The sequence below is a fragment of the Paramagnetospirillum magneticum AMB-1 genome (genome assembly GCF_000009985.1).
Taxonomy (GTDB): Bacteria; Pseudomonadota; Alphaproteobacteria; order Rhodospirillales; family Magnetospirillaceae; genus Phaeospirillum; species Phaeospirillum magneticum.
In genome coordinates, this window is the sequence record NC_007626.1 from 4,218,032 (window position 1) to 4,241,852 (window position 23,821).

24 protein-coding genes and 1 other RNA gene are annotated in these 23,821 nt (G+C 66.0%); 14 read left to right on the top strand and 11 right to left on the bottom strand.

Translation table 11 applies throughout. The features are described 5' to 3' along the window. Positions 1-49: 49 nt before the first annotated feature. Together AMB_RS19330 and AMB_RS19335 are read left to right on the top strand one after the other, a co-directional pair. Positions 50-2,116, top strand: coding sequence for a molybdopterin oxidoreductase family protein (locus tag AMB_RS19330; protein WP_011386172.1), 2,067 nt, complete (start codon positions 50-52; stop codon positions 2,114-2,116). Positions 2,117-2,200: 84 nt separating this feature from the next. After that, positions 2,201-2,998 carry a division plane positioning ATPase MipZ gene (locus AMB_RS19335; RefSeq protein WP_083763568.1) on the top strand — a complete coding sequence of 266 codons (798 nt, stop codon included), beginning with the start codon at positions 2,201-2,203 and terminating at the stop codon, positions 2,996-2,998. Here the strand turns inward: AMB_RS19335 and AMB_RS19340 are convergent. The 4 genes from AMB_RS19340 to AMB_RS19355 form a co-directional block, all read right to left on the bottom strand. Further along, on the bottom strand, positions 2,995-3,432 hold the full coding sequence (locus tag AMB_RS19340; RefSeq protein ID WP_043747056.1) for an EamA family transporter: 438 nt from the start codon (positions 3,430-3,432) through the stop codon (positions 2,995-2,997). The genes AMB_RS19335 and AMB_RS19340 overlap by 4 nt on opposite strands. A gap of 89 nt (positions 3,433-3,521) precedes the next feature. After that, positions 3,522-4,574, bottom strand: a complete 1,053-nt coding sequence (locus tag AMB_RS26840) for a methyl-accepting chemotaxis protein (RefSeq protein ID WP_011386175.1) — start codon at positions 4,572-4,574, stop codon at positions 3,522-3,524. 139 nt (positions 4,575-4,713) lie between these two features. Beyond that, on the bottom strand, positions 4,714-5,130 hold the full coding sequence (gene dksA / locus AMB_RS19350) for an RNA polymerase-binding protein DksA (protein WP_011386176.1): 417 nt from the start codon (positions 5,128-5,130) through the stop codon (positions 4,714-4,716). A gap of 129 nt (positions 5,131-5,259) precedes the next feature. Then, on the bottom strand, positions 5,260-5,691 hold the full coding sequence (locus AMB_RS19355) for a flagellar assembly protein FliX (protein ID WP_011386177.1): 432 nt from the start codon (positions 5,689-5,691) through the stop codon (positions 5,260-5,262). 239 nt (positions 5,692-5,930) lie between these two features. Here AMB_RS19355 and AMB_RS19360 point away from each other — a divergent pair, with 239 nt between their 5' ends. The 5 genes from AMB_RS19360 to AMB_RS19380 are packed head-to-tail and all read left to right on the top strand — an operon-like array spanning position 5,931 to position 12,690. Beyond that, entirely contained in the window at positions 5,931-7,109 is a 1,179-nt protein-coding gene (locus AMB_RS19360) for a flagellar basal body P-ring protein FlgI (RefSeq protein ID WP_011386178.1), read from the top strand. Next, a complete protein-coding gene (locus tag AMB_RS19365) occupies positions 7,109-7,432 on the top strand; it encodes a rod-binding protein (RefSeq protein WP_011386179.1) in 324 nt (107 codons plus the stop codon). The genes AMB_RS19360 and AMB_RS19365 overlap by 1 nt, the downstream gene beginning before the upstream one ends. 1 nt (position 7,433) lies before the next feature. Next, positions 7,434-7,934 carry a flagellar protein FlgN gene (locus tag AMB_RS19370; RefSeq protein WP_011386180.1) on the top strand — a complete coding sequence of 167 codons (501 nt, stop codon included), beginning with the start codon at positions 7,434-7,436 and terminating at the stop codon, positions 7,932-7,934. Between the two features lie 28 nt (positions 7,935-7,962). Next, positions 7,963-10,539 carry a flagellar hook-associated protein FlgK gene (flgK, locus tag AMB_RS19375; RefSeq protein WP_011386181.1) on the top strand — a complete coding sequence of 859 codons (2,577 nt, stop codon included), beginning with the start codon at positions 7,963-7,965 and terminating at the stop codon, positions 10,537-10,539. A gap of 12 nt (positions 10,540-10,551) precedes the next feature. Next, a complete protein-coding gene (locus tag AMB_RS19380) occupies positions 10,552-12,690 on the top strand; it encodes a flagellin (protein WP_011386182.1) in 2,139 nt (712 codons plus the stop codon). A gap of 51 nt (positions 12,691-12,741) precedes the next feature. Here the strand turns inward: AMB_RS19380 and AMB_RS19385 are convergent, their stop codons facing one another. From AMB_RS19385 to AMB_RS19415, 7 genes are all read right to left on the bottom strand, one after another. Next, positions 12,742-13,164 carry a flagellar biosynthesis repressor FlbT gene (locus tag AMB_RS19385; protein ID WP_043745300.1) on the bottom strand — a complete coding sequence of 141 codons (423 nt, stop codon included), beginning with the start codon at positions 13,162-13,164 and terminating at the stop codon, positions 12,742-12,744. Between the two features lie 112 nt (positions 13,165-13,276). Further along, positions 13,277-13,879, bottom strand: a complete 603-nt coding sequence (locus tag AMB_RS19390; protein WP_011386184.1) for a 2-hydroxychromene-2-carboxylate isomerase — start codon at positions 13,877-13,879, stop codon at positions 13,277-13,279. A gap of 10 nt (positions 13,880-13,889) precedes the next feature. Beyond that, positions 13,890-14,558, bottom strand: a complete 669-nt coding sequence (locus tag AMB_RS19395) for an SDR family oxidoreductase (protein ID WP_011386185.1) — start codon at positions 14,556-14,558, stop codon at positions 13,890-13,892. Positions 14,559-14,631: 73 nt separating this feature from the next. After that, entirely contained in the window at positions 14,632-15,006 is a 375-nt protein-coding gene (locus AMB_RS19400; RefSeq protein WP_011386186.1) for a RidA family protein, read from the bottom strand. Between the two features lie 54 nt (positions 15,007-15,060). After that, positions 15,061-15,405 (bottom strand): DUF1491 family protein, encoded by a 345-nt coding sequence (locus AMB_RS19405; protein ID WP_043745302.1) that lies wholly within the window; start codon positions 15,403-15,405, stop codon positions 15,061-15,063. 169 nt (positions 15,406-15,574) lie between these two features. Next, positions 15,575-16,759, bottom strand: a complete 1,185-nt coding sequence (locus AMB_RS19410) for a cyclic nucleotide-gated ion channel (protein WP_011386187.1) — start codon at positions 16,757-16,759, stop codon at positions 15,575-15,577. A gap of 82 nt (positions 16,760-16,841) precedes the next feature. After that, positions 16,842-17,834: an endonuclease/exonuclease/phosphatase family protein gene (locus tag AMB_RS19415; protein ID WP_011386188.1), complete on the bottom strand. Its 993-nt coding sequence runs from the start codon at positions 17,832-17,834 to the stop codon at positions 16,842-16,844. Positions 17,835-17,957: 123 nt separating this feature from the next. Here AMB_RS19415 and AMB_RS19420 point away from each other — a divergent pair, with 123 nt between their 5' ends. The 7 genes from AMB_RS19420 (at position 17,958) to AMB_RS19445 (ending at position 23,820) form a co-directional block, all read left to right on the top strand. Next, positions 17,958-18,392, top strand: a complete 435-nt coding sequence (locus AMB_RS19420; RefSeq protein ID WP_043745305.1) for a bacteriohemerythrin — start codon at positions 17,958-17,960, stop codon at positions 18,390-18,392. 16 nt (positions 18,393-18,408) lie between these two features. Next, positions 18,409-19,140 (top strand): protein phosphatase CheZ, encoded by a 732-nt coding sequence (locus AMB_RS19425; RefSeq protein ID WP_011386190.1) that lies wholly within the window; start codon positions 18,409-18,411, stop codon positions 19,138-19,140. 135 nt (positions 19,141-19,275) lie between these two features. Beyond that, positions 19,276-19,676, top strand: an RNA gene (gene rnpB, locus AMB_RS23680) — RNase P RNA component class A. A 343-nt stretch (positions 19,677-20,019) separates the two neighbouring features. Then, on the top strand, positions 20,020-20,481 hold the full coding sequence (gene mraZ, locus AMB_RS19430; protein ID WP_043745309.1) for a division/cell wall cluster transcriptional repressor MraZ: 462 nt from the start codon (positions 20,020-20,022) through the stop codon (positions 20,479-20,481). Then, the gene (rsmH, locus tag AMB_RS19435; protein ID WP_011386194.1) at positions 20,478-21,434 is read left to right on the top strand and encodes a 16S rRNA (cytosine(1402)-N(4))-methyltransferase RsmH; all 957 of its coding nucleotides are present in this window, start codon (positions 20,478-20,480) and stop codon (positions 21,432-21,434) included. Before mraZ ends, rsmH begins: the two co-directional genes overlap by 4 nt. Beyond that, complete coding sequence (locus tag AMB_RS19440; RefSeq protein WP_011386195.1) at positions 21,431-22,057, top strand: cell division protein FtsL; 627 nt, start codon at positions 21,431-21,433, stop codon at positions 22,055-22,057. Before rsmH ends, AMB_RS19440 begins: the two co-directional genes overlap by 4 nt. Further along, the gene (locus AMB_RS19445; RefSeq protein ID WP_011386196.1) at positions 22,054-23,820 is read left to right on the top strand and encodes a peptidoglycan D,D-transpeptidase FtsI family protein; all 1,767 of its coding nucleotides are present in this window, start codon (positions 22,054-22,056) and stop codon (positions 23,818-23,820) included. Before AMB_RS19440 ends, AMB_RS19445 begins: the two co-directional genes overlap by 4 nt. Position 23,821 lies beyond the last annotated feature (1 nt).

The window sequence follows — 23,821 nt, forward strand, 5'->3', positions numbered from 1 at the left end:
CCGCCGTCGCTAGACTCCGCTGCAACGCACCATCGCCGGATACCCGCCCGTGACCGTCAACACCGCCCTGTCCGTCTGTCCCCACGACTGCCCCAGCGCCTGCCCGCTGGTGGTGGAACTCCCCGAGCCGGGCCGCATCGGCCGGGTGCATGGCGGCGAGATGGCCTATACCGGGGGCGTGGTCTGCGCCAAGGTGGCCCGCTATGCCGAGCGCGTTCATCACCCCGATCGCCTGACCACGCCGCTGAAGCGCGTGGGCGCCAAGGGCGAGGGCAAGTTCGCCCCCATCTCGTGGGACGAGGCGCTGGACGAGATCGCCCTGCGCCTGCGCGAAGCCGCCGACCGCCTGGGGCCGCAGACCGTGTGGCCGTATTTCTACGCCGGCACCATGGGCCATGTGCAGCAATCGGCCATCAACCGCCTGCGCCGCATCATGGGCTATTCCGAGCAGGCCAAGACCATCTGCTCCACCGCCGCCAGCACCGGCTGGATGGCGGGGACCGGCGCCAAATGGGGCGTCGACCCGCGCGAGATTCCCGAAAGCGACCTGATCGTCATCTGGGGCGCCAATCCCGCCGCCACCCAGGTGCATCTGATGGGGCTGATCAATCAGGCCCGCAAGCAGCGCGGCGCCAAACTGGTGGTGGTCGATCCCTATCGCACCCCCACCGCCGAGAAGGCCGACCAGCATCTTTGCCTGCGTCCCGGCACCGACGGCGCCCTGGCCTGCGCCGTCATGCATGTGATGTTCCGCGATGACCTGGCCGACCGCGCCTACATGGCCCGCTACACCGACTGCCCCGAGCGGCTGGAAGCGCATCTTCAAAGCCGCACGCCCCAATGGGCCGCCGCCATCACCGGCCTGTCGGTGGACGAGATCGAGGCCTTCGCCCGGCTTTACGGCGCCACCAAGCGCTCTTATCTGCGGTCGGGCTATGGCTATTCCCGGTCGCGCAACGGCTCGGTCAACCTGCACGCCGTCTCGTGCCTGCCCGCCGTGTCCGGCGCGTGGCGGCACAAGGGCGGCGGCGCCTGCCAGAGCATGGGAGGCGTCTTCGACCTCCGCCGCACCCTGCTGGACGGGCTGGATGTGCCCGCCGCCCCGGTCCGCATCCTGGACATGAGCCGCATCGGCCCGGTTCTGACCCATGACCCCAAGGATCTGGCGGGAGGCCCGGCGGTCACCGCCATGCTGGTGCAGAACTCCAACCCGGCCACGGTGGCGCCCGACAGCGGGCTGGTGCGGCGGGGTCTGGCCCGCGACGACCTGTTCCTGGCCGTGCACGAGCAGTTCATGACCGAGACGGCGCGCTTCGCCGACATCGTGCTGCCCGCCACCACCAGCATGGAACACGCCGACCTTTACACCAGCTATGGCCACACCTTCCTGCAGGTGGCCAAGCCGGTGATTGCGCCGGTGGGCGAGAGCCGCGCCAACCACCGGGTGATCGCCGAGCTGGCGTCGCGCCTGGGTGCCATCCATCCCGGCTTCGAGATGGACGAGTGGGAGATGATCGATCAGGTGCTGGTGGCCTCCGACCTGCCCGGCGCCGAAGAACTGCACGTGCTGGGCGGTCTCGACTGCGCCAAGGTGTTCGAGGACGCCCATTTCCTTTCGGGCTTCGGCCACGAGGACGGGCGCTTCCGCTTCGCCCCCGAGTGGAAGGCGGAAGGGCTGCCCGAACTGCCCGACCATCTGGCGGTGACCGACGCGGCGGACGAGGCCCATCCCTTCCGCCTGATCACCCCACCGTCCAGGCACTTCCTCAATACCAGCTTCACCGAGATGCCCACCTCGCGGGCCCAGGCCGGGCGGCCCACCGCCCTGATCCACCCGGAGGATTGCGCCGCCTTAGGCGCGGCCGAGGGCGACATGGTCCGCATCGGCAATTCCAAGGCCGACATCATCGTGCATGCCAAGCCCTTGGCCGGCATCGCCCGCGGCGTGGTGGCGGTGGAGGGCATCTGGCCCGACGGGTTCTTTGCCGGTGGCAAGGGCGTCAACCACCTCACCAGCGCCGACCCCGCTCTTCCCGGCGGCGGTGCCGTCTTTCACGACACCAAGGTCTGGCTGCGTGCCTGTCATCCCGAGCGAGAGCGAGGGATCTCCGCCTGATACGGCGGTGCCGGATTGGAAACGACGCGCCAGGATGAGATCCCTCCTCCCGATGGTCGTCGGCATGACATTGAAAGGGAAGCCATGAGCAAGAAAGCCCACGTCATCGTCGTCGGCAACGAGAAGGGCGGCACCGGCAAGTCCACCATCTCCATGCATCTGATCGTCAGCCTGCTGGACCGGGGCCTGTCGGTGGGCAGCATCGACATCGACGCGCGTCAGGCGACCCTGACCCGCTATATCGGCAATCGCGCCGCCCGCCAGGACCGGACCGAGCTGAGCCTGCCCATCCCCGAGCACATGGCCATTCCGCCCACCGGCGACGCGAGCGCCGATTGCGCCCGGCTGGAGGAGGTCTTCCGGGACTTCGCCGCCCGCCACGACGTGGTGGTGATCGACACCCCCGGCAGCGACCACCCCATGTCGCGCCTGGGCCATTCCTTCGCCGACACCCTGGTGACGCCCCTGAACGATTCCCTGGTGGATCTGGACGTGCTGGCCCTGGTGGAGCCGGGCAGCATGAAGATCCGCCGCCCCAGCCATTACGCCGAGATGGTGTGGGAGACCAAGAAGGCCCGCGCCATGCGGGGCGAAAAGGCGGTGGTGGACTGGATCGTGCTCCGAAACCGCCTGTCGACCCTGGACGCCCGCAACAAGCGCGACATGGAAAAGCTGCTGGCCGATTTGTCCAAGCGGGTCGGCTTTCGCGTCATTCCCGGCCTGGGCGAGCGGGTGATCTACCGCTCCATGTTCCTGGAAGGCCTGACCCTGATCGACCTGAAGAAGAAGCCGCTGGGCTTCGACTTCAACATGAGCCACGTGGCGGCGCGCCAGGAGCTGCGCACCCTGGTCGAGGCCATCGGACTGGGGCAGCCGGGTTAACGCTTCAACGCCAGGAGCAGCACGCCGCCGGTGATCAGGGCGATACCGCTCCAATCGCGCAGCGAGGGGCGCTCGCCCAGGAACAGGACGGCGAAGATCGCCACCAGCACCACGCTCAGTTTGTCGATGGGCGCGACCTTCGCGGCCTCGCCCAGCTTCAGGGCGCGGAAGTAGCAGACCCACGACGCCCCCGTCGCCAGGGCCGACAGGACGATGAACCCCCAGGCGCCGGCCGGAATCAGGGTGGGATCGCTCCATTTTCCGGTGGCGGCCACGAACAGCGCCAGCACCACCAGAATCACCCCGGTGCGCAGCAGGGTCGCCATGTCGGACTCGATGCCCGCCGCCAGACCGGCCTTGGCGAAAATGGCGGTCATGGCGGCAAACACCGCCGACAGCAGCGCCCAGGTGACCCAAGGTGAAACCGAGCCCATCTCCGACCTCATCGGGTTGACCGTCAGTCGGTGATCATACACCCGGTCGAGGCCAAATCCCGATGCGTTGGACTCATCGGGATCCGGCATCAATGCCGTGCCGGCGGCCTTGCCCCCTGGGGGTGCTGGATGATCACGCCGTACCAGCCCAGTCCCTCGTAGGTCTCGTAGCCCGGAGTCAGGGAATAGCCGGTGACCATGCCCTGCTCGTCCACATAGGAGCCGGCCGGTCCCTGCCGGGTATCGAGCGGCACCCGCTCGGTCAGAACACCGATTCCGTCCGAGGCGGCGATCACCCGGAACTCCTGGTCGAGCAGCAGACATCGGGTTCCGGCCTTTTCCTCCTCGCGCAGGCGCACGCCCTTGACCACGGTCTCGGCCTGGGCCTGCCAGTCGAAGAAAATGCCCAGCGCCCCGATCACCCGGCCGTCGTTCTCGCCGCCCTCGCGGATGGCGGCGCTGTAGGTGGCCACCTGGGCGCCGCCCAGCGGACCGTTGGTGGAGATGTCGGCCACGGCGTATTCGCTGCCGTCGCGGGTGGCCATGGCGTCCCGGAACCACGATTCGCCCGAGACATCGGCGCCGATGGCCCGCGGATAGCGGTCGGGGCGGCCGCTGGCCACCACCCGGCCCTCGGCGTCGGCGATCCACAGGTCCAGATAGACCGTGTAGGAATCGAGAATGACCCCCAGGCGCTTGCAGGCGAAATTGGCTGCGTCGGACGTGCCCCCGGTCAGACAGTCGACCACGGCGGAATCCGTGGCCCACCAGCGGACGTCGCACGAGCGCTCATAGAGGTTGCGGTCGATGATCTCGATCATGTTCAGCGCCAGATCGGCCAGGCGCGAGCCGCGCAGCTGCTTGACCATCACCTGGCCCAGGGTCATCAGGTCGTTGATGGAGGACGACAGCTCGCCCTCCAGCGACTGGGTGATGGTGTTGATGTTGTCGGAGACGTTCTTGACCTCGTTGGCGACCACGGCGAAGCCGCGCCCCAGCTCGCCCGCCCGCGCCGCCTCGATCAGGGCGTTCAGCGACAGGATACGGGTGGTGCCCGTCACCTTCTTGATCTCGCTGATCTTGTCGTTCGCGACGGTGTGCACCGCCTGGGTCAGTTCCAGGATTCGTTCCGGCTCGGCCATGAGTCCCCCAACTGCTGCCTATTTTCTTGTCAGAAGTATGCTCTAGCTTCTTTTTTAGGCAATTGATGCAGGGAATACCAACAAAAAATGCCCCGCCGGGGAGCGGGGCATCGGTAACCATACTTATGTCTGAGGCAGATCAGTCCTCGCGGTGAGTGCGCTCCAGCCGCTCGTGACGCTCCTGCGCCTCGATGGACAGGGTGGCGATGGGGCGCGCCTCCAGACGGCGGATGCTGATGGGCTCGCCCGTCTCCTCGCAATAGCCGTAGGAGCCGTCGGCGACCCGGCCGATGGCGGCATCGATCTTGGAGATCAGCTTGCGCTCGCGATCGCGGGTCCGCAGTTCCAGGGCACGGTCGGCCTCGGCCGAGGCGCGGTCGGCGATATCGGGCTCCTGCATGCCGCCTTCCTGGAGATGCTGCAGCGTCTCGTCGGATTCCCGCAAGAGCTCCGCCCGCCACCGCAGCAGCTTCTGGCGGAAATATTCCTTCATGGTGTCGTTCATGAAGGGCTCGTCCTCGGACGGAACATAGTCCGGCGGCAACATGACGGTCATACGATCCCTCGAATTCCTGATCGGGGTTCAAGTCGCAGCGCAATATATGGATAGGGAAGCACCCCCGCAAGCGCCGTCTTGCACGGCGACACTCCGGCGAAGGGTAATTCTGCGTCAGGACAGGGAAAATCAGCCGCGCGGCGACAGCTTGGCCAACTCAACCTCGACGCGAAGCTCGATCTCGTCGAGGATGGCGGCCAGCCGCGGGTCGCCGCAATTCTCGCGCCGGGCCCGCACATTCTGGGCCAGGGCCATCATCCGGCCGGCGGGGATTTCCCCCATCAGCAGGCCGTGGCGCAGTTCTTCCAGACCGTCCAGCAATTCCTCGCCACGGCGGACCAGGCGGCGGCGCGCCTCGCGCTCGACGGAATTGTCCATCTGCTGCACCACCAGAAGGGCGTCGATGCCGGCCATGCCCACCGGGGCCTCGACGGCATGCGCCTCCTCCATCGAATCCATGGATTCGATCAGAGCCTTCTTGAACGCACCCTTGGCGCCCGTGCTTTCGGACTTCTTGGTGCCGGAGACGGCACCCTTGGAGCCCACGCCTGAAATCTTCATGCCCTGACTCTACCCGGTTGGGCCGGAACGTGACAGGCGTTATTTCGCCAGAGCCGGCGCCCTGGGTCAACTGGGCAGGTTTTGCCGGGCAACACGGCGTTTCATGCCCGGCCAAAACCGCCGCTCCGCCCCAATATAGGCAATCACCTCATTGTTTTAAAATGATTTTTTCTTTGGCATGGGTTTCGCAAGGGAGGGACCGCAAGACCCATGACCCCATTCGCTGGGAAGAAACCGCCATGAAGCCCTTTGCCCGCCGAGCCCTGCTCACCGCCGAACCGATCCGCGCCCTGCTGCTGGCCGCCTCGCTGCTGGCCGCGACGCTGGGGCTGATGCCCGCAGAAGCCTTCGGGGCGTCGCGCATCAAGGACATCGCCGATTTCGAAGGGGTCCGCGACAACATGCTGGTGGGCTACGGCCTGGTGGTCGGCCTCAACAGCACTGGCGACTCGCTCACCAACGCGCCGTTCACCAAGGAAAGCCTGACCGGCATGCTGGAGCGCCTGGGGGTCAACATCCGCGACAAGACCGGCGCCATCAGCTCGCAGCTGACGCCGAAGAACGTGGCCGCCGTGATGATCACAGCCACCCTGCCGCCCTTCTCGCGCCAGGGCACCCGCATCGACATCAACGTCTCGGCCATGGGCGACGCCAAGGACCTGCGCGGCGGCACCTTGCTGGTCACCCCGCTGATCGGCGCCGACGGCGAGGTCTATGCCGTGGGCCAGGGCCAGGTGGCGACCGGCGGCTTCACCGCCTCGGGCGCCTCGGGCTCGTCGGTCACCAAGGGCGTACCCACCGCCGGGCGCATCGCCAACGGGGCCATCGTCGAGCGCGAGCTGCCCTTCGAGATGTCGCACCTGGAATCGGTCAAGGTCAGCTTGCGCAATCCCGACTTCACCACCTCGCGCCGCATCGCCCAGGCCATCAACTCGTTCCTGGGCGGCGACATGGCGCGGCCGGTCGATCCCGGCACGGTGCAGATCGCCGTACCCCCGGGCTATCGCGGCAACGTGGTCGGCCTGCTGACCGATGTCGAGCAACTGCGCGTCGAGCCCGACCAGATGGCCCGCGTGGTGGTCGACGAGGTCTCCGGCACCATCGTCATGGGCGAGAACGTGCGCATCAGCACGGTGGCCATCGCCCAGGGCCAGCTGACCATCCGTATCACCGAGACACCGCAGGTGTCGCAGCCCTCGCCCTTCTCAGACGCGGGCACCACCACCACCGTGCAGCGCACCGACATCCAGGTGGACGAAGGCGCCGGCAACAAGCTGGCCGTGGTCCCCCACAAGGTCACCCTGCAGGAGCTGGTCGAGGGCCTGAACAGCCTGGGCATCGGCCCGCGCGATCTGATCACCATTCTTCAGGCCATCAAGGCGGCGGGCGCGCTGCAGGCCGAGCTGGAGGTCCTGTGATGAGCATTCTTCCCTCCACCGCCGCCACGCCCTACATCGACAACGGCATGCCCGGCATGAAGATGCCCAAGGCGGGCGCCGCCGACACCGCCAAGGCCGCCAAGGCCGGGCGCCAGTTCGAGGCCATGTTCATGGGCCAGATGATCAAGAGCATGTTCGAGGGCATCAAGACCGACGGCATCTTCGGCGGCGGCAGCGGCGAGGAGATGTTCCGGTCCCTGCTGACCGACGAATACGGTAAAATGATGGCCGCCAAAGGCAACGGCATCGGGATCGGCGCCGCCGTCCAGAAAATGCTGCTGAGCCACCAGGAGGTGCAGTGACATGACCGACGACCGCGATCTTCACGACCACGACCTGCTCGACGACGACGAGCTTCGGGCCGCCCAGGCCGAGGCCGAGCTGTTCTGGTACGACGACCTGCTGTTCGCCTGCAGCAATCTGTGCGACCTGCTCGACATCGAGAACGACGCGCTGCTCAGCCACGACCCGGAAACGGTGCGGCTGCTGGCCGACAACAAGGCCGCCCTCGCCCGCCTCTATGAGCAGTCGGTCCAGCCCCTGATGGACGAGCCCGACCTGGCCACCCTGCTCGACGACGACCGGCGCGAGATGCTGGTGGCGGTGGGCACCCGGCTCAACGAACTGATCGAGACCAACGCCCGGCGCCTCAAGGCCGAGATGGAAGCCTATCAGCGCGTGATGGACATCATGGCCGACGCCGCCAAGAAGAACGTCACCAGCACCACCGCCTACGGCAAGGCCGGCATCTTCGACGCCAATCTCGGCGCCGGCGGCTCGCTGTCGTTCAACAAGGCCCTTTGACGCCTTCATAAGGCGGGGAAGAGAAATCATGTCCCTTACCCTCGGACTCAATTCGGCTCTCTCGGGACTTCTGACCAATCAGAAGGGCCTGGACGTCATTTCCCAGAACGTGGTGAACGTCAACACCAAGGGATACGTCCGCAAGCAGATGACTCCGGAGTCCCGTGTGGTGGCCGGCGTGGGCGCCGGCGTGCAGCAGGGCGCGCTGACCCGCAACGTGGACGAAGGCCTGATGCGCGACATCCGCCGCCAGACCTCGACCCAGGGCGCCCTTGACGTCACCCAGACCTATTACCCGCGCCTCGAGGACATGTTCGGCACGGTCGGCAGCTCCAACTCCATCTCGCACCAGATCGAAACCCTGCAGGCGTCGTTCGAGACCCTGGCCACCCAGGTCAACACTCCCGCCTTCCAGTCCTCCACGGTCCAGACCGCCAACGACATGACGGACCAGTTCAACGAGATGACCACCCATATGCAGAACCTGCGGCTGGAGGCCGACCGGGCGCTGCACGACACCACCGGGCAGGTCAACAAGCAGTTGGAGGACATCTTCGACCTCAACCAGAAGATCGTCCGCAACAACGCCATCGGCGGGGATATCGGCGACCTTCAGGACAAGCGCGACAACGCGCTGACCACGCTGTCCAAGTACATGGACATCCAGTATTTCGAGCGCGGCGACGGCTCGGTGGGCGTCTTCACCAAGAGCGGCAAGACCCTGGTGGACAAAGGCCCCGCCGTGCTCAGCCACGTGGCCACCACCATCACCGATTCGTGGATGACCTCGGCCGGCGGCAATTTCAACAAGCTGACGCTGAGCACCACGGATTCCCCCGATGTCGGCGAGGACATCAACGATGGCGAGGTTCGCGCCCTGCTCGATCTGCGCGACACCATCGTTCCCAACCTTCAGGCCCAGATCGACGAGGTGGCCTCCAAGCTGAAGGACGCGGTCAACCAGGTCCACAACCGCGGCACCATCTTCCCGACCCAAAGCTCGAAGATGGTCGGCACCCGCCAGCTGGCGGACCCCAACAATCCGGCGCTCAACGGCTCGAACCCCCAGAACATCTGGTTCTCGGGCAACGACGACACCACCATCGCCCTGTTCGACACCAACGGCAACCAGCTGGCGGCCACCACGGTGCGCACCATCATGAGCAGCACCAGCTACACCGATGCCGCCGGCGCCGCCACCGCCCTCGACATCTCGGACGCGGCCACCACGCCCGGCGTCAAGATGACCGACGTGGCCGCCAAGATTCAAAGCTGGATGCGCCAGCAGAGCTACCAGGGCAACATCATGTCCGCGGCCAGCGCCTCCGTCTCCACCGGCACCCTGGTCCTCGACACCGGCGTTCCGTCGGTGACCCTGGCCTTCCGCGACCAGAAGGCCACCGCCGCCGGCTCGGCCGCCGCCGATGCCCGCATCAATTTCGACGTGGACGGCGACAACAAGGCCGACAAGCAGGTGGCCGGCTTTTCCAACTTCTTCGGGCTCAACGATTTCTTCACGGCGTCGGTGCCCAATTCCATCGTCGATTCCGACGTGGTCTCCAAGGACTTCACCCTGGGAGCGGCCCGCAGCTTCACGCTGTCCGATCCCACGGGCAAGATCGGCAACACCATCAACATGTCGGCCGGGTCGTCGCTCTACGACATCGCCAAAAAGATCAATGCCCAGACCCAGACCAATGAATCGGCCACCCTGTCCTCGTCGTCCCTGACCACCACCTCGACGACCAACATCACCATCAACGATGCCAACGGCCGGGTGACCCAGCTCAGCCTTGCCTCCGGCAACATGACGCTGAAGGACATCGCCGACGCCATCAACGCCCAGGGCAGCTCGGCCCAGGCGGCGGCGGTGCAGGAAGGCCCCAACGCCTATCGCCTGCGGGTCTGGGACAGCCGCGGCGTGCCGCTGGACGTCACCGTCAACGGCGGCACCATCGGCACCTCGGACATGAAGTCCTATCTGGGCCTGCAGCCGTCGCAGCTGGTCGAGGCCTCGGTCATTCCCGAAGGCGCCGGCTATCGCCTGCGCATCCGCCAGACCTCGGACCGGGAACTGTTCCTGGGCGCCACTCCCGACACCCTGACGCCGTCGGGCAGCTTCATCACCGAACTGAAGATGCACACCGCGTCGTCGCGCAAGGCCGGCACCATCGCGGTGCGCACCGACATCCAGGGCTCACCGGCCAAGGTCAGTCGCGGCTCCATGCAGTACAACACCGATCTCGGCAAGTACTTCCTGTCCGAAGGCGACAACACCACCGCCCTGGCGCTGGGCGCCGCCATGTCGTCCAAGACCGACATGGCCACCGCGGGCAGCCTCTACGCCGGCAGCTATACCTTCGCCGAGCACGCCGCCGCCTCCATCGCCCAGGTCTCCACCGATGCCGCCCACGCCAAGGACCGTCAGGACTACCAGACCACCCTGGGCCAGGCGCTCAATTCCCAATTCGCATCGACCAGCGGCGTCAATCTGGACGAAGAGGTCGCCAATATGATCAACTTCCAGCAAGCCTATTCCGCGTCGGCCAAGGTGATCTCGACGCTGCAGGAAATGCTGGATACCCTTGTCAATATCGTGAAGTAAGGGAGGCCGATCATGACCCGCATCGGCACGCTCGGCGCCAACAACGCCTTCGTCAACCGGATCTTGGATATCCAGACCCGGATTCAGACCGAACAGATTCAGGTGACCTCCGGCCTGAAGGCCCAGTCCTACGACGGGATCGCCGCCGGCACCAACACGGTGATCAATTTCCAGAACGAACAGGCCATCGCCCAACGCTTCATCGACAACAACGATGTCTGGAACACCAAGCTGGAGGCGGCGACCACCGCCATCGCCAGCGTCAAGAAGACGCTGACCATCTTCCGCGATTCGCTGGAGTCGTTTCGGCAGAACAATCCCAAGAACGAACAGAACATCAAGGGCATCCAGAACACCGCCTTCCAGGCGCTGCAGAGCATTCAGGCCGACCTGGGCACCAACGTCAACGGCCAGTATCTCTTCTCGGGCGGCCGGGTGTCCGACGTGCCCATCCAGTTGCCCGCCGGCAGCCTGTCCGAATTCCAGTCCATGTATGACGGCTCCATCAACACCTTCTCGACCACCCGCAACGCCGACACCCAGGCCGTGTCGCTGACCAATGTCGAGACCTCGGCCATGAGCTTCAACGGCGCCAACGGGGTGATCACTCCGGCCCGGGCCGACGCCTTCAAGACCATCTATCCCGGATCGCGCATCACCGTCTCGGACAGCAACGTGTCGCCCCCCAACAACGGCGACTTCACTATCCGGTCAAAGGCCATCTGCGACCTGACCGGCACTCCGCTGGCCGAGGGCAGCACCACCACCAATGTCATCAGCTATGGCAGCGGCCCTGGCACCATCCTGGACACCGCCACCAACCAGCTGAACTTCGCCTTCGCCCCCGACGGCACCATGAACATGACCGCCGCCACGGCGGGCTCCCTGGCCAACCTGACGGTGGGAACCAAGTTCACCATCGGCCCGCAACTGAACAACGGCGCCTCGACCACCGGCTACGAGGGCTCGTTCGAGGTGGTCAGCAACAAGAACGGCGTGGTCAATTTCCGCACCAATTACGACACGGCCAAGGACGAAGCCGTGGCCTCCACCGACCTGACCTTCGGCATCAACGGCGGCGCCATGGCCAATCCGGCCACGGCGGGCACCTTGAACTTCACCACCACCAGTTCGGCCGTCACCGGCAAGACCACGGTGACCCTGACCGCCGCTACCGGCGCGACCATCGATTTCAGCACGGTCAGCGTCGGCGACCAGCTTTCCCTGGGTGGCACCGCCGGCCACAACGGTACCTTCACGGTGACCAACGCCACCGCCACGTCCGTCTCCTTTGAGATCAATCCCGAAGGGGCGCGCATCGCCCAGTTCCTGCCGCAGACCGGGCGCTCGGACGTCTCCATGTCGTTCAAGGACACCAATGCGGGGGCGACGGTGACCCGCAACAACACCAATTTCGGCTCGCTGACCTTCGCCTCGACGGGCACCCTGGGCGAGCGCATCACCTCGTCCAATGCCAACGGCTTCCTGGACGACGGCGGCAACCCCTACCCGGCCAATGGCACCATCATCACCATGAAGAGCACGTCGGGGGTCAACGACGGCGTCTACAAGGTGGTGGCCAACAACGGCAATTACATCGAGATCGCCAGCGCCAGCCTGACCACGGAAACCCTGTCGACCAAGACCAAGATCGATTCAAGCTCGTGGTACAAGGGCGACACCCTGCAGCTGCAGCACCGCGTCGACATCGACCGCACGGTGGATGTGGGCATCTACGCCTCGGACCCGGCCTTCGAGAAGGGCATCCGCGCCCTGGCCCTGATCGCCCAGGGGCAGTTCGGCACCGCCGGCGGCCTGGACTCCCACCAGGAGCGCATCGGCCAGGCCCTGTATCTGGTCAACGACTCGCTGGAATCGCCCGCGGCCGGCACGCCACCCTTCGGCACGGAAAAGGCCGGCGACGTCAAGTCGGTGGCCAGCCTGCTCGACGGCACCCGCAAGACCATCTCGCTGAAGAACGAGAAGCACAACCAGTTCATCGGCTTCCTCAGCAAGCGGGTGGCCGACATCGCCCAGGTGGACAAGACCGAGATCGCCACCAAGATGCTGTCCGACCAGACGGCGCTGGAGGGCAGCTACCAGGTGCTGGCCCAGGTCAAGAACCTGTCGCTGCTGAATTATCTGAAGTAGTCCCGACGCCCCAATGACCGCGACCTGCGGTGATTGGGGCGCGCGCGGACATCAATCCTGGACGACGGCATCCGCGGCGGCGACGCTCTGCAGCGAACCCAGGACCTTGGTCTCGTGATCGAGCAGGTGGCGGGTAGCCTTCAGCGCCTTGTAGTAATGGCCCTCGGCCACCGCCTCGTTGATCTCGTCCTTGATGGCGGAGGCGCTGGGGCAGGCCTCCACATAGCTGTCGAGATAGTGGTTGAACATGCGCAGATATTCACCGCGCTTGGTCGGGAAGATATAGGCGCATTGCAGGGCGAAGTAGACCCGCGACGCCGGGGTCACGCTGTCGGAATCAGAGAGGATCTCCTTCTGACGCAGGATCGAGCAGTCATTCAGCACCCGCACCTTGGTGTTGGAACTGGCGTTCTCCAGCACCGCGCCGTTGATGATGAGCTTCTCGCCCGGCTTCAGATCGATAATAAGCGGCAACGCAACGCACTCCGTTCTTTGGTGGCGGCGACAATGGCACCAAGCGCCATGTCCGGCAACCACCGGCAAGTATGGCTCGACCTCCGGCCCAAGCCCTACAGCTAAATTTAGGTCACCAGCCGCCTTTTTCCAGCCAGGCTCCCACCATCCATAAACGGTCGGCGCCCCAAAAGCCTTCGCCGTCCACCAGAAAAAACGGCGAGCCGAAGACGCCCTTGGCGATGGCGGCCTCGGTTTCCTCCTTGAGACGGCCCTTCCACTGGGGGGATTGGATGGCCGCGGCCATCTCGTCCGGGTCGATGCCCAGGGGCACGCCCAGGGCACAGGCCACCTCCGGGCTGGAGATATCCATGTTCTCGGCGAAATAGGCGAGGTAGACCGCCCGGGCATAGCTCCTGGCCAGGTCCTTGTCCCGGCCCTCCAGCCACCAATAGGCCCGCGAGGGGGGCAGCGCCGGAACCGGGAAGGGGTCGGGCAGGCGATAGGGCGCCCCCATCAGCCGCGCCACGCGTTCCCAGTCGTGGCGGGAATACTCGCCCTTCATGGGCTGGCTGACCAGCGGCAGGTTGCCCGAGGCCTTGAAGGCCGAGCCGATCATGATCGGCTTCCACGCCACCTCGCGGCCGAAGGCGGCCACCAGCTCGTCCACCTCCAGGGAGGCGAAGTAGCCGTAAGGCGAGGCAAAATCGAAATAGAACTCCACCGGCTGGGTCATGCTTTGCTCCCTACCAGGACAGGCGAGACCCATCGTAATGGATGAAGGCGCCGCTGTCCCCGGCCGTCAGCCCGGCCATGACCTTTCGCATGCCGGCCACGGCGGTCTCGGCATCCAGGGGAGCGTTGGCCCCGCCCATGTCGGTGCGCACCCAGCCGGGCGACAGCGCCACGGTGAGAATGCCGCGCGGCGCCAGATCCACCGCCAGCCCCTTGATCACCATGTTGAGGGCCGCCTTGGCGGCGCGGTAGGCGTAGGACCCACCCGAGGTGTTGTCGGACATGGCGCCCATCTTGGACGACACCGCCGCGATGATCCTGGCCCCGGTCATCTGGTCGGCGAAGGCTTCGGCCAGCTTCAGCGGCGCCAGGGTGTCGACGGCGACCACCTTCATGAAGGCGGCGGGGTCGACGGCGCCGAACTCCTGCTTCTCGCCGTAGATGCCGGCATTGTTCAGCAAGATGTCCAGCCCCACCCCGGCCAGCGAGGCTTTCAGCCGCGCCACCTGGGCCGGGTCGGCCACGTCGCAGACATAGACCTCGCCGCCCGCCTCGGACAAGGCGCGGCCCGCCATGGGATCGCGCACCGTGCCCAGCACCCGCCAGCCCTCGGCGGCATATTGCCGGGCGAACTCAAGCCCCATGCCGCGATTGGCGCCGGTGATCAGGATGGTGGGCATGATGCGTCCTCCGTTGGTTGGCGGGCAGGATGCCCGCGCTCCATGCCCGGAGCGCGGCCGTCCCCGCCGCTCTTTACGCCTTGAGAGCGGTGACCTCGATCTCCACCTTCATGCGCGGATCGACCAGGCCGCAGACGATGGTGGTGTTGGCCGGGCGGATGCCCTTGAAGGCCTTGCCCAGCACCGGGGCGATCTGCTCGAAGAAGGCGGCTTCGGTGATGTAGGCCTTGACGCGGACCACGTCCTTCAGCGACGCGCCGCCCTGCTCCAGCGCGGCGGCGATGGTGGCGATGCACTGCTCGGCCTGGGCGACCACGTCGTCGGCGATCTGCCCATCCTTGAAGCCCGAGGTGCCGGAGACGAACACCCAGGGGTCCTGGCGCACGGCACGGGAATAGCCGGCCACTTCCTCGAACGAGGAACCGGAAGAGATCAGCTGACGGGTCATGGAACGGTCCTTAAGACAGAAATGATGGAAGACAGCTTCATAGCGTATTTCGGGTCAGCCCGCCAAGATGCGCTCGAGGAACGGCACGCGGCCCTCGCGGTCCTCCACCTCCAGCACCCAGAGGTCGGAATCCACGTCGCGGCTGCGGCGGATATAGGCGTCGGCCTTGTCCTCGGGCACCGGATCGGGGCCGGTGGCGCGCAGCCACGCCGCCTCGCCCGCCCCGTCACGCACCTGGGTGAAGACCTCGCAGCCGGCGGCGCCGCGGTTGAGCTTGACCAGCACCGCCCCGGCATCCTCGTCGCCCTTGGCCACCACGAAAGCCGGAATGGCCAGCACGGAACAGCGGCGGATGGTGGCATGGACCCACAGCTTGGCCTTGAGCCGGGGCTGGGTCATTGTTTGAGAAGGAACACGGTTGTTCCGCTCCCAGTGCCTGTCATCCCGAGCGAAGCCGAGGGATCTCCGCCTGATGCGCTGTCGCCGAACCTGTCAAGGTTGAGCAGGATGAGATCCCTCCTCCCGATGGTCGTCGGGATGACATTCCGAACTTTCAGTCTCGGCTCGCTCACACCGGTTCCTTTTCCTTGGGCGGGGCGGCGTTCTTGTCGCCGGCGTGGTCGGCCTGGGCCATACGGGCCCGGGCGGTTTCCCAGATGACTTCCAGCAGGGCATGGTCGTGGGCGACGAATTTATGGAAGTCGCGCGCATCGAGGATCAGCAACTGGCAGCGGCTGACCGCCTTGACCGTGGCCGTGCGGGGACAGCGTTCGATCAGGGCGATCTCGCCGAAGAAATCGCCGTTCTTCAAGATGAAGGTTCCGGCCCGCCCCTTGACCTCCACCTGTCCGCTGACGATGAAATACATGCACTCGCCGGTGTCGCCCTCGCGCATCAGCACCTCGCCCTTGATGGCGCGGGCCAGCTTCAGCAGCCCGGCGATCTCGGCGATCTGGCTGGCCTGCAGGCGCTGGAAGAACGGTACCTTGGCCACCAGATGCCAGGTGGAGACGAAATTCTGGCGCTTCATCTCCTCGGCGAAGCCCGACGCCAGGATCGAGGCGGGCAGCGCGAACATGCACAGACCCAACACCGCCACCACGCTGCCGAACAGCTTGCCAAGGGGCGTGATGGGCACCACGTCGCCGAAGCCCACCGTCGACAAAGTGACGATGGCCCACCACATGGCGGCCGGCACGCTGGCCAGGGCCGGATTGGCCCCACGCTCGGTGAAATAGATCAGCGTCGAAGCCGAGATGGCCAGGATCAACATGATGAACAGCGAGGCCAGCAGCGGCCGCAATTCATGCAGCACCACCACGCCCAGGGTTTCCAGGGCGGGGGAATAGCGGGCCAGCTTGAGGAAGCGCAGGATGCCGAACACGGTCTCGCCGTCATGGGGCATCAAGGCGGTGGCTTCGCCCACCAGGAAGGGCACCACCGCCAGGAAGTCGAAGATGCCGTAGGGCGAAAGGGCATAGCGGGCCATGGCGGCCAGGCCCGACTCCCCGTCCCCCCGCTGAGCCCGGGCGACCACCAGCCGCAGGATGTAATCGAGGGACAGGATCACCAGGAACAGCCCGCCCGTCGCCGAGACGGCGCCTTCGAACCCGATCCAGGCGTCCGGCACCGTGTCGACGATGGCGATGGTGGTGGACAGCACGATGCAGACCACCAGCAATCCCCGGTAGACCATGGCACGCATGGAGGGAAACGGCCCCTCTCCCACCAATCCGTAAAGCCAGTCGATCATGGCTCCCCCTTCGATCCGGCAATACTATAGCGATGCCACGCCGAGGGTGCATCGTCGGATTTACGATGAAAGCCGAGGCCCCCTACCCCAAAGGCAGGGAGAACTCGGCCACCACCGGGGCGTGATAGCTTTCCGGCGGCGCATGAATGGTGGCGGGCGAGACCAGTTCGTCGCCCAGGGTCTCGTTGTGGATCTCGGCTCCCAGGTACCATCCCAGCAGCGGCCGCGACACCAGGATGTGGTCCAGCATCACCGGTCGGCCGTGATGAATCACCGAATAGCGCTGGCCTTCCGGCAGGCTGCGCTCCAGCGGCACCAGCATGCGCATGGCCAGATGGCCGTTGCCGGTGTCCTCGTCGTCGCCCTTGATGATGCGCATGCCGGCCTCGTGCTCGCCGGCATTGAAGTCGCCGCACACCACCACCAGGGCATCGGGGCGGGCGTCGAAGATTTCCTCGACCAGCAGGCGGACCTCCAGGGCCTGTCCCGCCTGCTTGACCCCGGCCAGGAAGTAGCCCTCGGCCCAGCCGCCCACCGACAGCCAGCGGCCGAACCGCTCCTTTTGGCCCTGCAGCCAGACGGCGCGCGGCGCACGCAGATGGACGTTGATCACGTGCAACGAGCGCCCGCCCGGCAGGCCAAGCTCGGCGTGCAGGATCGGGCGATCCCATTCCACGCGCTGGGGCTCGTCCGGGGCGGGATTGGCCCGGACCGGGCGATAGGCGCAAGGTGGGACCAGATCGTGCCAGACCTGGCGGTGTGCCCGGATGGGCATCTTGGAAATGATCACCAGATTGTGCTTGTCCGACGGATGGACGCCGCCGCGGTTGAGGCTGTGGACCCGGTGCCAGTGCTCGTACTCGGTCCCGGCCAGCAGGCGGTCGAGGGCGGTGAAAAGCCTCGGCCCGCTCTTGGTGACCGAATGGGTGTTGACCTCCTGCAGGCACAGCACGTCGGCCCGCAGGCGCTGGAACTGCGGACGCATCAGCGCCACCCGGTCGTCGAAATCGATTCCGCCCGCCGGGCGCTCGTCCAGATTCTCCAGATTGAAAGTGGCGATTCTCAGCGGCGTCACGTCGTCCTCCCTGCCGCCTTGAGTCTACCATCATCCACCGCCGCCTCGACATGCGGAATGCTTGTACCCTTTAGGATGTAGGGTATAGTGGGAGCGGACGGGAACGCAGGGGCGGGGGACCCGATGACATCGATCGCGTGGAGCGAGGCTTTCAGCGTGGGCAATTCCCTGCTGGATTCTGACCACCGGATCCTTTTTGACCTGCTGACGCAACTGTTCGACGCCACCGATACCGGCCAGAGCCGCGACGTGGTGGGCAGCGTGCTGTCCGCCCTTTCTGAATATGCAGAACACCATTTCCGTCGGGAGGAAGCCTTATTGGCCGCCTCCGGATACCCTGATATCGAAATTCACAGGGCCGAACACCGCCGGCTCGAAGATCATGTGCGCGACATTTCCGGGCGCTATCGCGCCGGAGAACGCGGCGTGCTCGACGAACAGGTTGTGGAATTGCTCAAGAAGTGGTTGACCCAGCACATCCAGGTTACGGATAAATCATACAAGCCGTGGGTTGAGCGGACAGCAGATGGCGGAACCATACCGCCGTCGGTGACATGAGGGACGCCAGACAGTCATGACGACCGAGCGCAAATTGTTCACGGCCGAGATCAAGCGGCTTCAAGAGCGTGGCGTCGCGACGCCCAATGCCTCCAATTCCGAGGTCCTCAAAGCCATCAACGATCTGCGTGGCGACATCAAGGGCCTGGAAGCGCTGGTCCGCGGCGAGGCGCCGCCGCCGGTGGCGGCCGCCCCTATCGACGACGTACTGCCCCAGAAGGCCGCCGAAGTCTCCATGCTGAAGACGGAACTGCGCGCCCTGGCTGTCTGCATCGAGCACACCAAGGCGGAAATCGCCGCGCTCCGCCCCAAGGACGCCGACGACGACCGGCTGATTGCCGTGACCTTCGAGCTGGACGCCATCGTGTCGTCCACCGAACGGGCCACCGAGCAGATCCTCGAAGCGTCCGAAAAGATCGAGACCATCGGCCGGGAAATCCGGGCGCATGCCGCCGATTCCTATGTGGGCCGCCTGGTGGAGGACATCAACGACACCGTCAGCTCCATCTTCGAGGCCTGTAATTTCCAGGACATTACCGGCCAACGCATTACCAAGGTGGTGAAGACCCTGAAATACGTCGAGGCCCGCATCAACGCCATGATCGAAATCTGGGGACCGGAGAACATCTCCGATGTCTCGCCCAAGATCTTCGAGGAGCACAAGGACGACGATTCCAAGCTGCTCAACGGCCCAGCCCTGGAAAACCAGGGAATCTCCCAGGACGAGATCGACAAGCTGTTCGGGTAAATACGGCAAACACCCGACACGAACCAAGTATAGCGACAATAAAGGCCTCCAAATTCCGGAGGCCTTTTCTTTTGAACGCCATTCACATATCGCGGCACTTGACCTGCTCTCTCCAGGCCCTAAAGTGGGGCCGCGTCAGACGGCCGGACGGCCGCCCTCGGATTCACCTCCGGGGGAGGAAAGTCCGGGCTCCACGGAATACACGGTGCCGGATAACGTCCGGCGGGGGCGACCCTAGGGAAAGTGCCACAGAAAGCAAACCGCCCGCTCCCAGGCCTTCGGGTTTGGCAGCTGGTAAGGGTGAAAGGGTGCGGTAAGAGCGCACCGCGCGACCGGCAACGGAAGCGGCACGGTAAACCCCACCGGGAGCAAGACCAAATAGGGACGGCACTGTTCTTCTTCGGAAGGACGAAACGCGTTTCCGCGTCGCCGTCCGGGTCGGTCGCGAGAGGCGTCCGGTAACGGACGTCCCAGATGAATGGCCGTCACCCGCTTTCGGGCGGGGACAGAACCCGGCTTACAGGCCGTCTGACGCATTTCCCATGAATTCCCAAACCATGCCGCCAACCCTCGATGGGGCGATTCGGGCCTCTGTTCACGATGTGGTCCCGCCCGGGTTTTTCCACCCTTCGGACTCCTGATTGTGAAAAATTAGTAAATATCAAGGTGCTGCGGGGCGTTCCTCGAGTACTTTAGTAAAAACTTGCCAGCATTGTTCCTAATTGCCTCTTTCCCATGCGATTACTATCCGATTCCATTGACTCCCATGATTTCCCATGATATCCCATTAATCACCATCCCATCGGGGCGCACAGGTGTATTGCGCCCTGGGGGACGGAGCAGGGGTTTTCGGGCACAGCAAGCGGAAGGCGGACGAGGGTGGCACTCTTCCTCTCCACATTCGTCAATAGGGTCGATAAGAAGGGTCGGGTCTCCGTCCCCGCGACCTTTCGTGCTGCCTTGGCCGCCCAAAGCTTCGCCGGCATCGTTTGCTACCGCTCCTTCACCAACGCCTGCATCGAAGGCTGCGGCATGGACTTCATGGAGCGCCTGTCCGACGGCGCCCAGAGCTTCGACGCCTTTTCCGCCGAACAGGAGGATCTGTCGGCCCTGATCTTCGCCGATGCCCGCCAGTTGCCCTGGGACCCCGAGGGCCGCATCGTCCTGCCCGAGGACATCCTGGCCCATGCCGGCATCTCTGAATCCGTGTCCTTTGTCGGCAAGGGCCAGACCTTCCAGATCTGGGCGCCCGACGCCTATAAGGCGGTCGAGGCCGAGATTCGCGCCCGCGCCCTGCAATCCCGCCCCACCCTGCCCCTGCGCCCCAGGGTGTCCTCGTGAGCCCGCAACCCCACATCCCCGTCCTGCTGGCCGAGGTGATCGCCGCGCTGGCGCCCCGGAATGACGGCGTTTACCTGGACGGCACCTTCGGCGCCGGCGGCTATAGCCGCGCCATCCTGGCGGCCTCGGCCTGCCGGGTGTGGGCCATCGACCGCGACCCCACCGCCGTGGCGCGCGGCAAGCTTCTGGAAGAGGGCTCGGCCGGGCGCTTTTCCATGATCGAGGGCCGTTTCGGCGACATGGACTCCTTGCTGCGTCAGCAGGGCGTCAACCAGGTTGACGGCATCGCCTTGGACATCGGCGTATCCTCCATGCAGATCGACCAGCCGGAACGCGGCTTCTCCTTCGCCAAGGACGGGCCGCTGGACATGCGCATGGAGACCAAGGGTCCCAGCGCCGCCGACATGGTCAACGACACGCCCGAGACCGAACTGGCCAACATCATCTACCGCTATGGCGAGGAGCGCCTGTCGCGCCGCGTGGCCAAGGCCATCGTCGAGGCCCGCCGCCTCAAGCGCTTCGAGCGCACCGGCGAACTGGCCGAGGTGGTCCGCAAGGTGGTGCCGCGCTCGGGCGACGGCATCGACCCGGCCACCCGCACCTTCCAGGCGCTGCGCATCGCGGTCAACGACGAGTTGGGCGAGCTGGAGCGCGGCCTGGAAGCCGCCGAACGCCTGCTGGCCCCCGGCGGCCATCTGGCGGTGGTGACCTTCCACTCGCTGGAAGACCGGGTGGTGAAGTCCTTCCTCAAGGCCCGCTCGGGCGAGGCGGCGCGCCCCTCGCGCCACGTGCCCCAGGCCCAGGGCTCCGGCCCCGCCGCCAGCTTCGCCCTGCTGTCGCGCAAGGCCATCGGCCCCGCCCCGGACGAAGCCCGCGCCAATCCCCGCGCCCGCTCGGCCAAGCTGCGCGCCGCCGCCCGCACCGCCGCCCCCGCCTGGGAGACCGTATCATGAGGCGCGGACTGACCGGCACCATCACCTGGACCCTGCTGGCGCTGTGCGTCGGCGTGGTGCTGTTCGTGGTGAAATACGAGGTCAAGGACCTGGAGGCGCGCCTGGCCGGGCTGAACGCCGAGATTCACCGCAACCAGGAGACCATCCACATCCTGCGCGCCGAATGGAGCTATCTCAACGACCCCATCCGCCTGCGCACCCTGTCCGAGAAGCACCTGGGCATGAAGCCGGTGACGCCGACCCAGGTGGCGACGCTGGACACCCTGCCCAAGGACGGCATCCCCGCCACCGGCGTGGTCTACGCCGCCGTCTCCCCGTCCCGCCTGTCCCTGCCGGTGCAGGCCCCCGCCGCCCAGGCGCCCAAGCCCGCCGCTCCGGTCACGCCAGTCAAGCTGGCGGAAGGCCCGGCCAAGCCCCGGCCGGTGGACAATGCCCGACCCCAGCCGGGCAAGCCGCAAACGCCCAAGCCCGGCACCGTCACCACGGCCCAAGGTCCCACGGTCAAACCCCTGGACGCCCCCGTGGCGGCCCCGGCTCCGGCCCCTGCCCTGGCGAAGGGCGGCCGGAGCATCGTCATTCCGTCCCCGGCCCTGGCCCAATCCGAGCAGGGAGGGGCACGGTGAGCATCTTCGCGCCCCGCCGCCACACTCCGGGCTTCCACGCCGGCGACGACCTTCAGGCCGGCGCCGCGCTTCGTCTGGACGGCGTGCGCATGCAGGCCATCGAGACCGGCCGGTCGCGTCTGGTGGTCACCGCCATGGTCTTCCTGCTGGCCTTCGCCGCCATCGGGGCACGCATGGTCGACGTGGCGGTCGTCGACCGCAATCCGCCCAAGGCCCACGCTCAGCCCCAGGCCCGCAGCGACGAGCTTCAGATGGAACGGGGCGACATCTCGGACCGTACCGGGGTGCTGCTGGCCTCGTCCCTGCCCACCGTCTCGCTGTTCGCCCGGCCCGAGGATCTGAAGATCGCCAAGGTCGACGTGGAGAACGCCGCCATCCGCCTGGTGACCGTGCTGCCCGAGCTGGACCTGGAAGAGACCATCGAGCGCCTGTCGTCGGGCCGTCAGTTCGTCTACCTCAAGCGCAACCTGACGCCCCGCCAGCAATACGACGTCAATTCCCTGGGCATTCCCGGCCTGCTGTTCGAGAAGGGCGAGCGCCGCATCTATCCCCACGGCCCACTGGCCTCCCACGCCGTGGGCGTCACCGACGTGGACAACAAGGGCGTGGCCGGCATCGAGAAGCGCTTCGAGAACGCGCTGAAGGAAAGCCGCGAGCCCCTGGCGCTGTCGCTGGACATCCGGGTCCAGACCATCGTGCGCAACGAGCTGGCCCGCTCCATCGAGGAGTTCTCGGCGGTGGGCGGCACCGGCATGGTCATGGACGTGCGCACCGGCGAGCTGATCGCCATGGTCAGCATGCCCGATTTCGATCCCAACGATCCGCCGGCGCCCACCGATCCGTCCATGTTCAACCGCGCCACCAAGGGCGCCTACGAGATGGGCTCCACCTTCAAGCTGTTCAACACCGCCATGGTGCTGGACAACGGCCGGGCCAACCTCAATTCCAGCTTCGACGCCAGCAAGCCGCTGGTCTTCGCCGGACACACCATCCACGACGACCACGCCCTGAACCGCTGGCTGACCATTCCCGAGATCCTGATCCACTCGTCCAATATCGGCTCAGCCCGCATGGCGCTGGATGCCGGCACCGAGGTCCAGCGCGCCTTCATGGCCCGCATCGGCATGCTGCAGGCCCCGCCGCTGGAACTGCCCGAGGTGGGGGCTCCCCTGGTCCCCTCCCCCTGGCGCGAGATCAACACCGTCACCATCTCGTTCGGACACGGATTGTCGGTGACCCCGCTGCAATTGCTGGCCGGCACCGCCGCCCTCGTCAATGGCGGCGAGTACCACGCCCCCACCCTGCTGGCCCGCGCCCCGGGCGACGCGGTCCCCGCCATCCGGGTGATCAAGCCCAAGACCTCGGAGGCCATGCGCCAGCTGATGCGCATGGTGGTCACCGACGGTACCGGCAAGAAGGCCGACGTTCCCGGCTACGAGGTGGGCGGCAAGACCGGCACCGCCGAAAAGGTCGGCAACGGCGGCTATCGCAAGAAGGCGGTGCTGTCCTCGTTCATCGCCGCCTTCCCCATGGATGCGCCGCGCTATGCCGTGCTGATGATGATCGACGAGCCCCAGGGCACCAAGCAGACCTACGGCTTCATCACCGCCGGCTGGACCGCGGCCCCGGCCGCCGGGCGGGTGATCGCCCAGATCGCGCCGCTGCTGGGGCTGATGCCCAAGACCCTGCCGATTCCCCCGTCCACCTTGCCCAAGGGAATCGCCCGCACCGGAGGAGGCCGTGAAGTTGCGGCGGTTGAGTGAC

Excerpts from the sequence above, each read along its gene's own strand:
- AMB_RS19420 (WP_043745305.1), top strand. The coding sequence starts at position 17,958 with ATGACATCGATCGCGTGGAGCGAGGCTTTCAGCGTGGGCAATTCCCTG.
- AMB_RS19395 (WP_011386185.1), bottom strand. The coding sequence starts at position 14,558 with ATGCCCACCATCCTGATCACCGGCGCCAATCGCGGCATGGGGCTTGAG.
- AMB_RS19360 (WP_011386178.1), top strand. The coding sequence starts at position 5,931 with ATGAAGCCCTTTGCCCGCCGAGCCCTGCTCACCGCCGAACCGATCCGC.
- AMB_RS19370 (WP_011386180.1), top strand. The coding sequence starts at position 7,434 with ATGACCGACGACCGCGATCTTCACGACCACGACCTGCTCGACGACGAC.
- dksA (WP_011386176.1), bottom strand. The coding sequence starts at position 5,130 with ATGACCGTCATGTTGCCGCCGGACTATGTTCCGTCCGAGGACGAGCCC.
- AMB_RS19400 (WP_011386186.1), bottom strand. The coding sequence starts at position 15,006 with ATGACCCGTCAGCTGATCTCTTCCGGTTCCTCGTTCGAGGAAGTGGCC.
- AMB_RS19390 (WP_011386184.1), bottom strand. The coding sequence starts at position 13,879 with ATGACCCAGCCGGTGGAGTTCTATTTCGATTTTGCCTCGCCTTACGGC.
- AMB_RS19380 (WP_011386182.1), top strand. The coding sequence starts at position 10,552 with ATGACCCGCATCGGCACGCTCGGCGCCAACAACGCCTTCGTCAACCGG.
- AMB_RS19425 (WP_011386190.1), top strand. The coding sequence starts at position 18,409 with ATGACGACCGAGCGCAAATTGTTCACGGCCGAGATCAAGCGGCTTCAA.
- AMB_RS26840 (WP_011386175.1), bottom strand. The coding sequence starts at position 4,574 with ATGGCCGAGCCGGAACGAATCCTGGAACTGACCCAGGCGGTGCACACC.
- AMB_RS19365 (WP_011386179.1), top strand. The coding sequence starts at position 7,109 with ATGAGCATTCTTCCCTCCACCGCCGCCACGCCCTACATCGACAACGGC.
- AMB_RS19405 (WP_043745302.1), bottom strand. The coding sequence starts at position 15,405 with ATGACCCAGCCCCGGCTCAAGGCCAAGCTGTGGGTCCATGCCACCATC.
- AMB_RS19340 (WP_043747056.1), bottom strand. The coding sequence starts at position 3,432 with ATGGGCTCGGTTTCACCTTGGGTCACCTGGGCGCTGCTGTCGGCGGTG.
- AMB_RS19335 (WP_083763568.1), top strand. The coding sequence starts at position 2,201 with ATGAGCAAGAAAGCCCACGTCATCGTCGTCGGCAACGAGAAGGGCGGC.
- AMB_RS19440 (WP_011386195.1), top strand. The coding sequence starts at position 21,431 with ATGAGGCGCGGACTGACCGGCACCATCACCTGGACCCTGCTGGCGCTG.
- flgK (WP_011386181.1), top strand. The coding sequence starts at position 7,963 with ATGTCCCTTACCCTCGGACTCAATTCGGCTCTCTCGGGACTTCTGACC.
- AMB_RS19355 (WP_011386177.1), bottom strand. The coding sequence starts at position 5,691 with ATGAAGATTTCAGGCGTGGGCTCCAAGGGTGCCGTCTCCGGCACCAAG.
- AMB_RS19410 (WP_011386187.1), bottom strand. The coding sequence starts at position 16,759 with ATGATCGACTGGCTTTACGGATTGGTGGGAGAGGGGCCGTTTCCCTCC.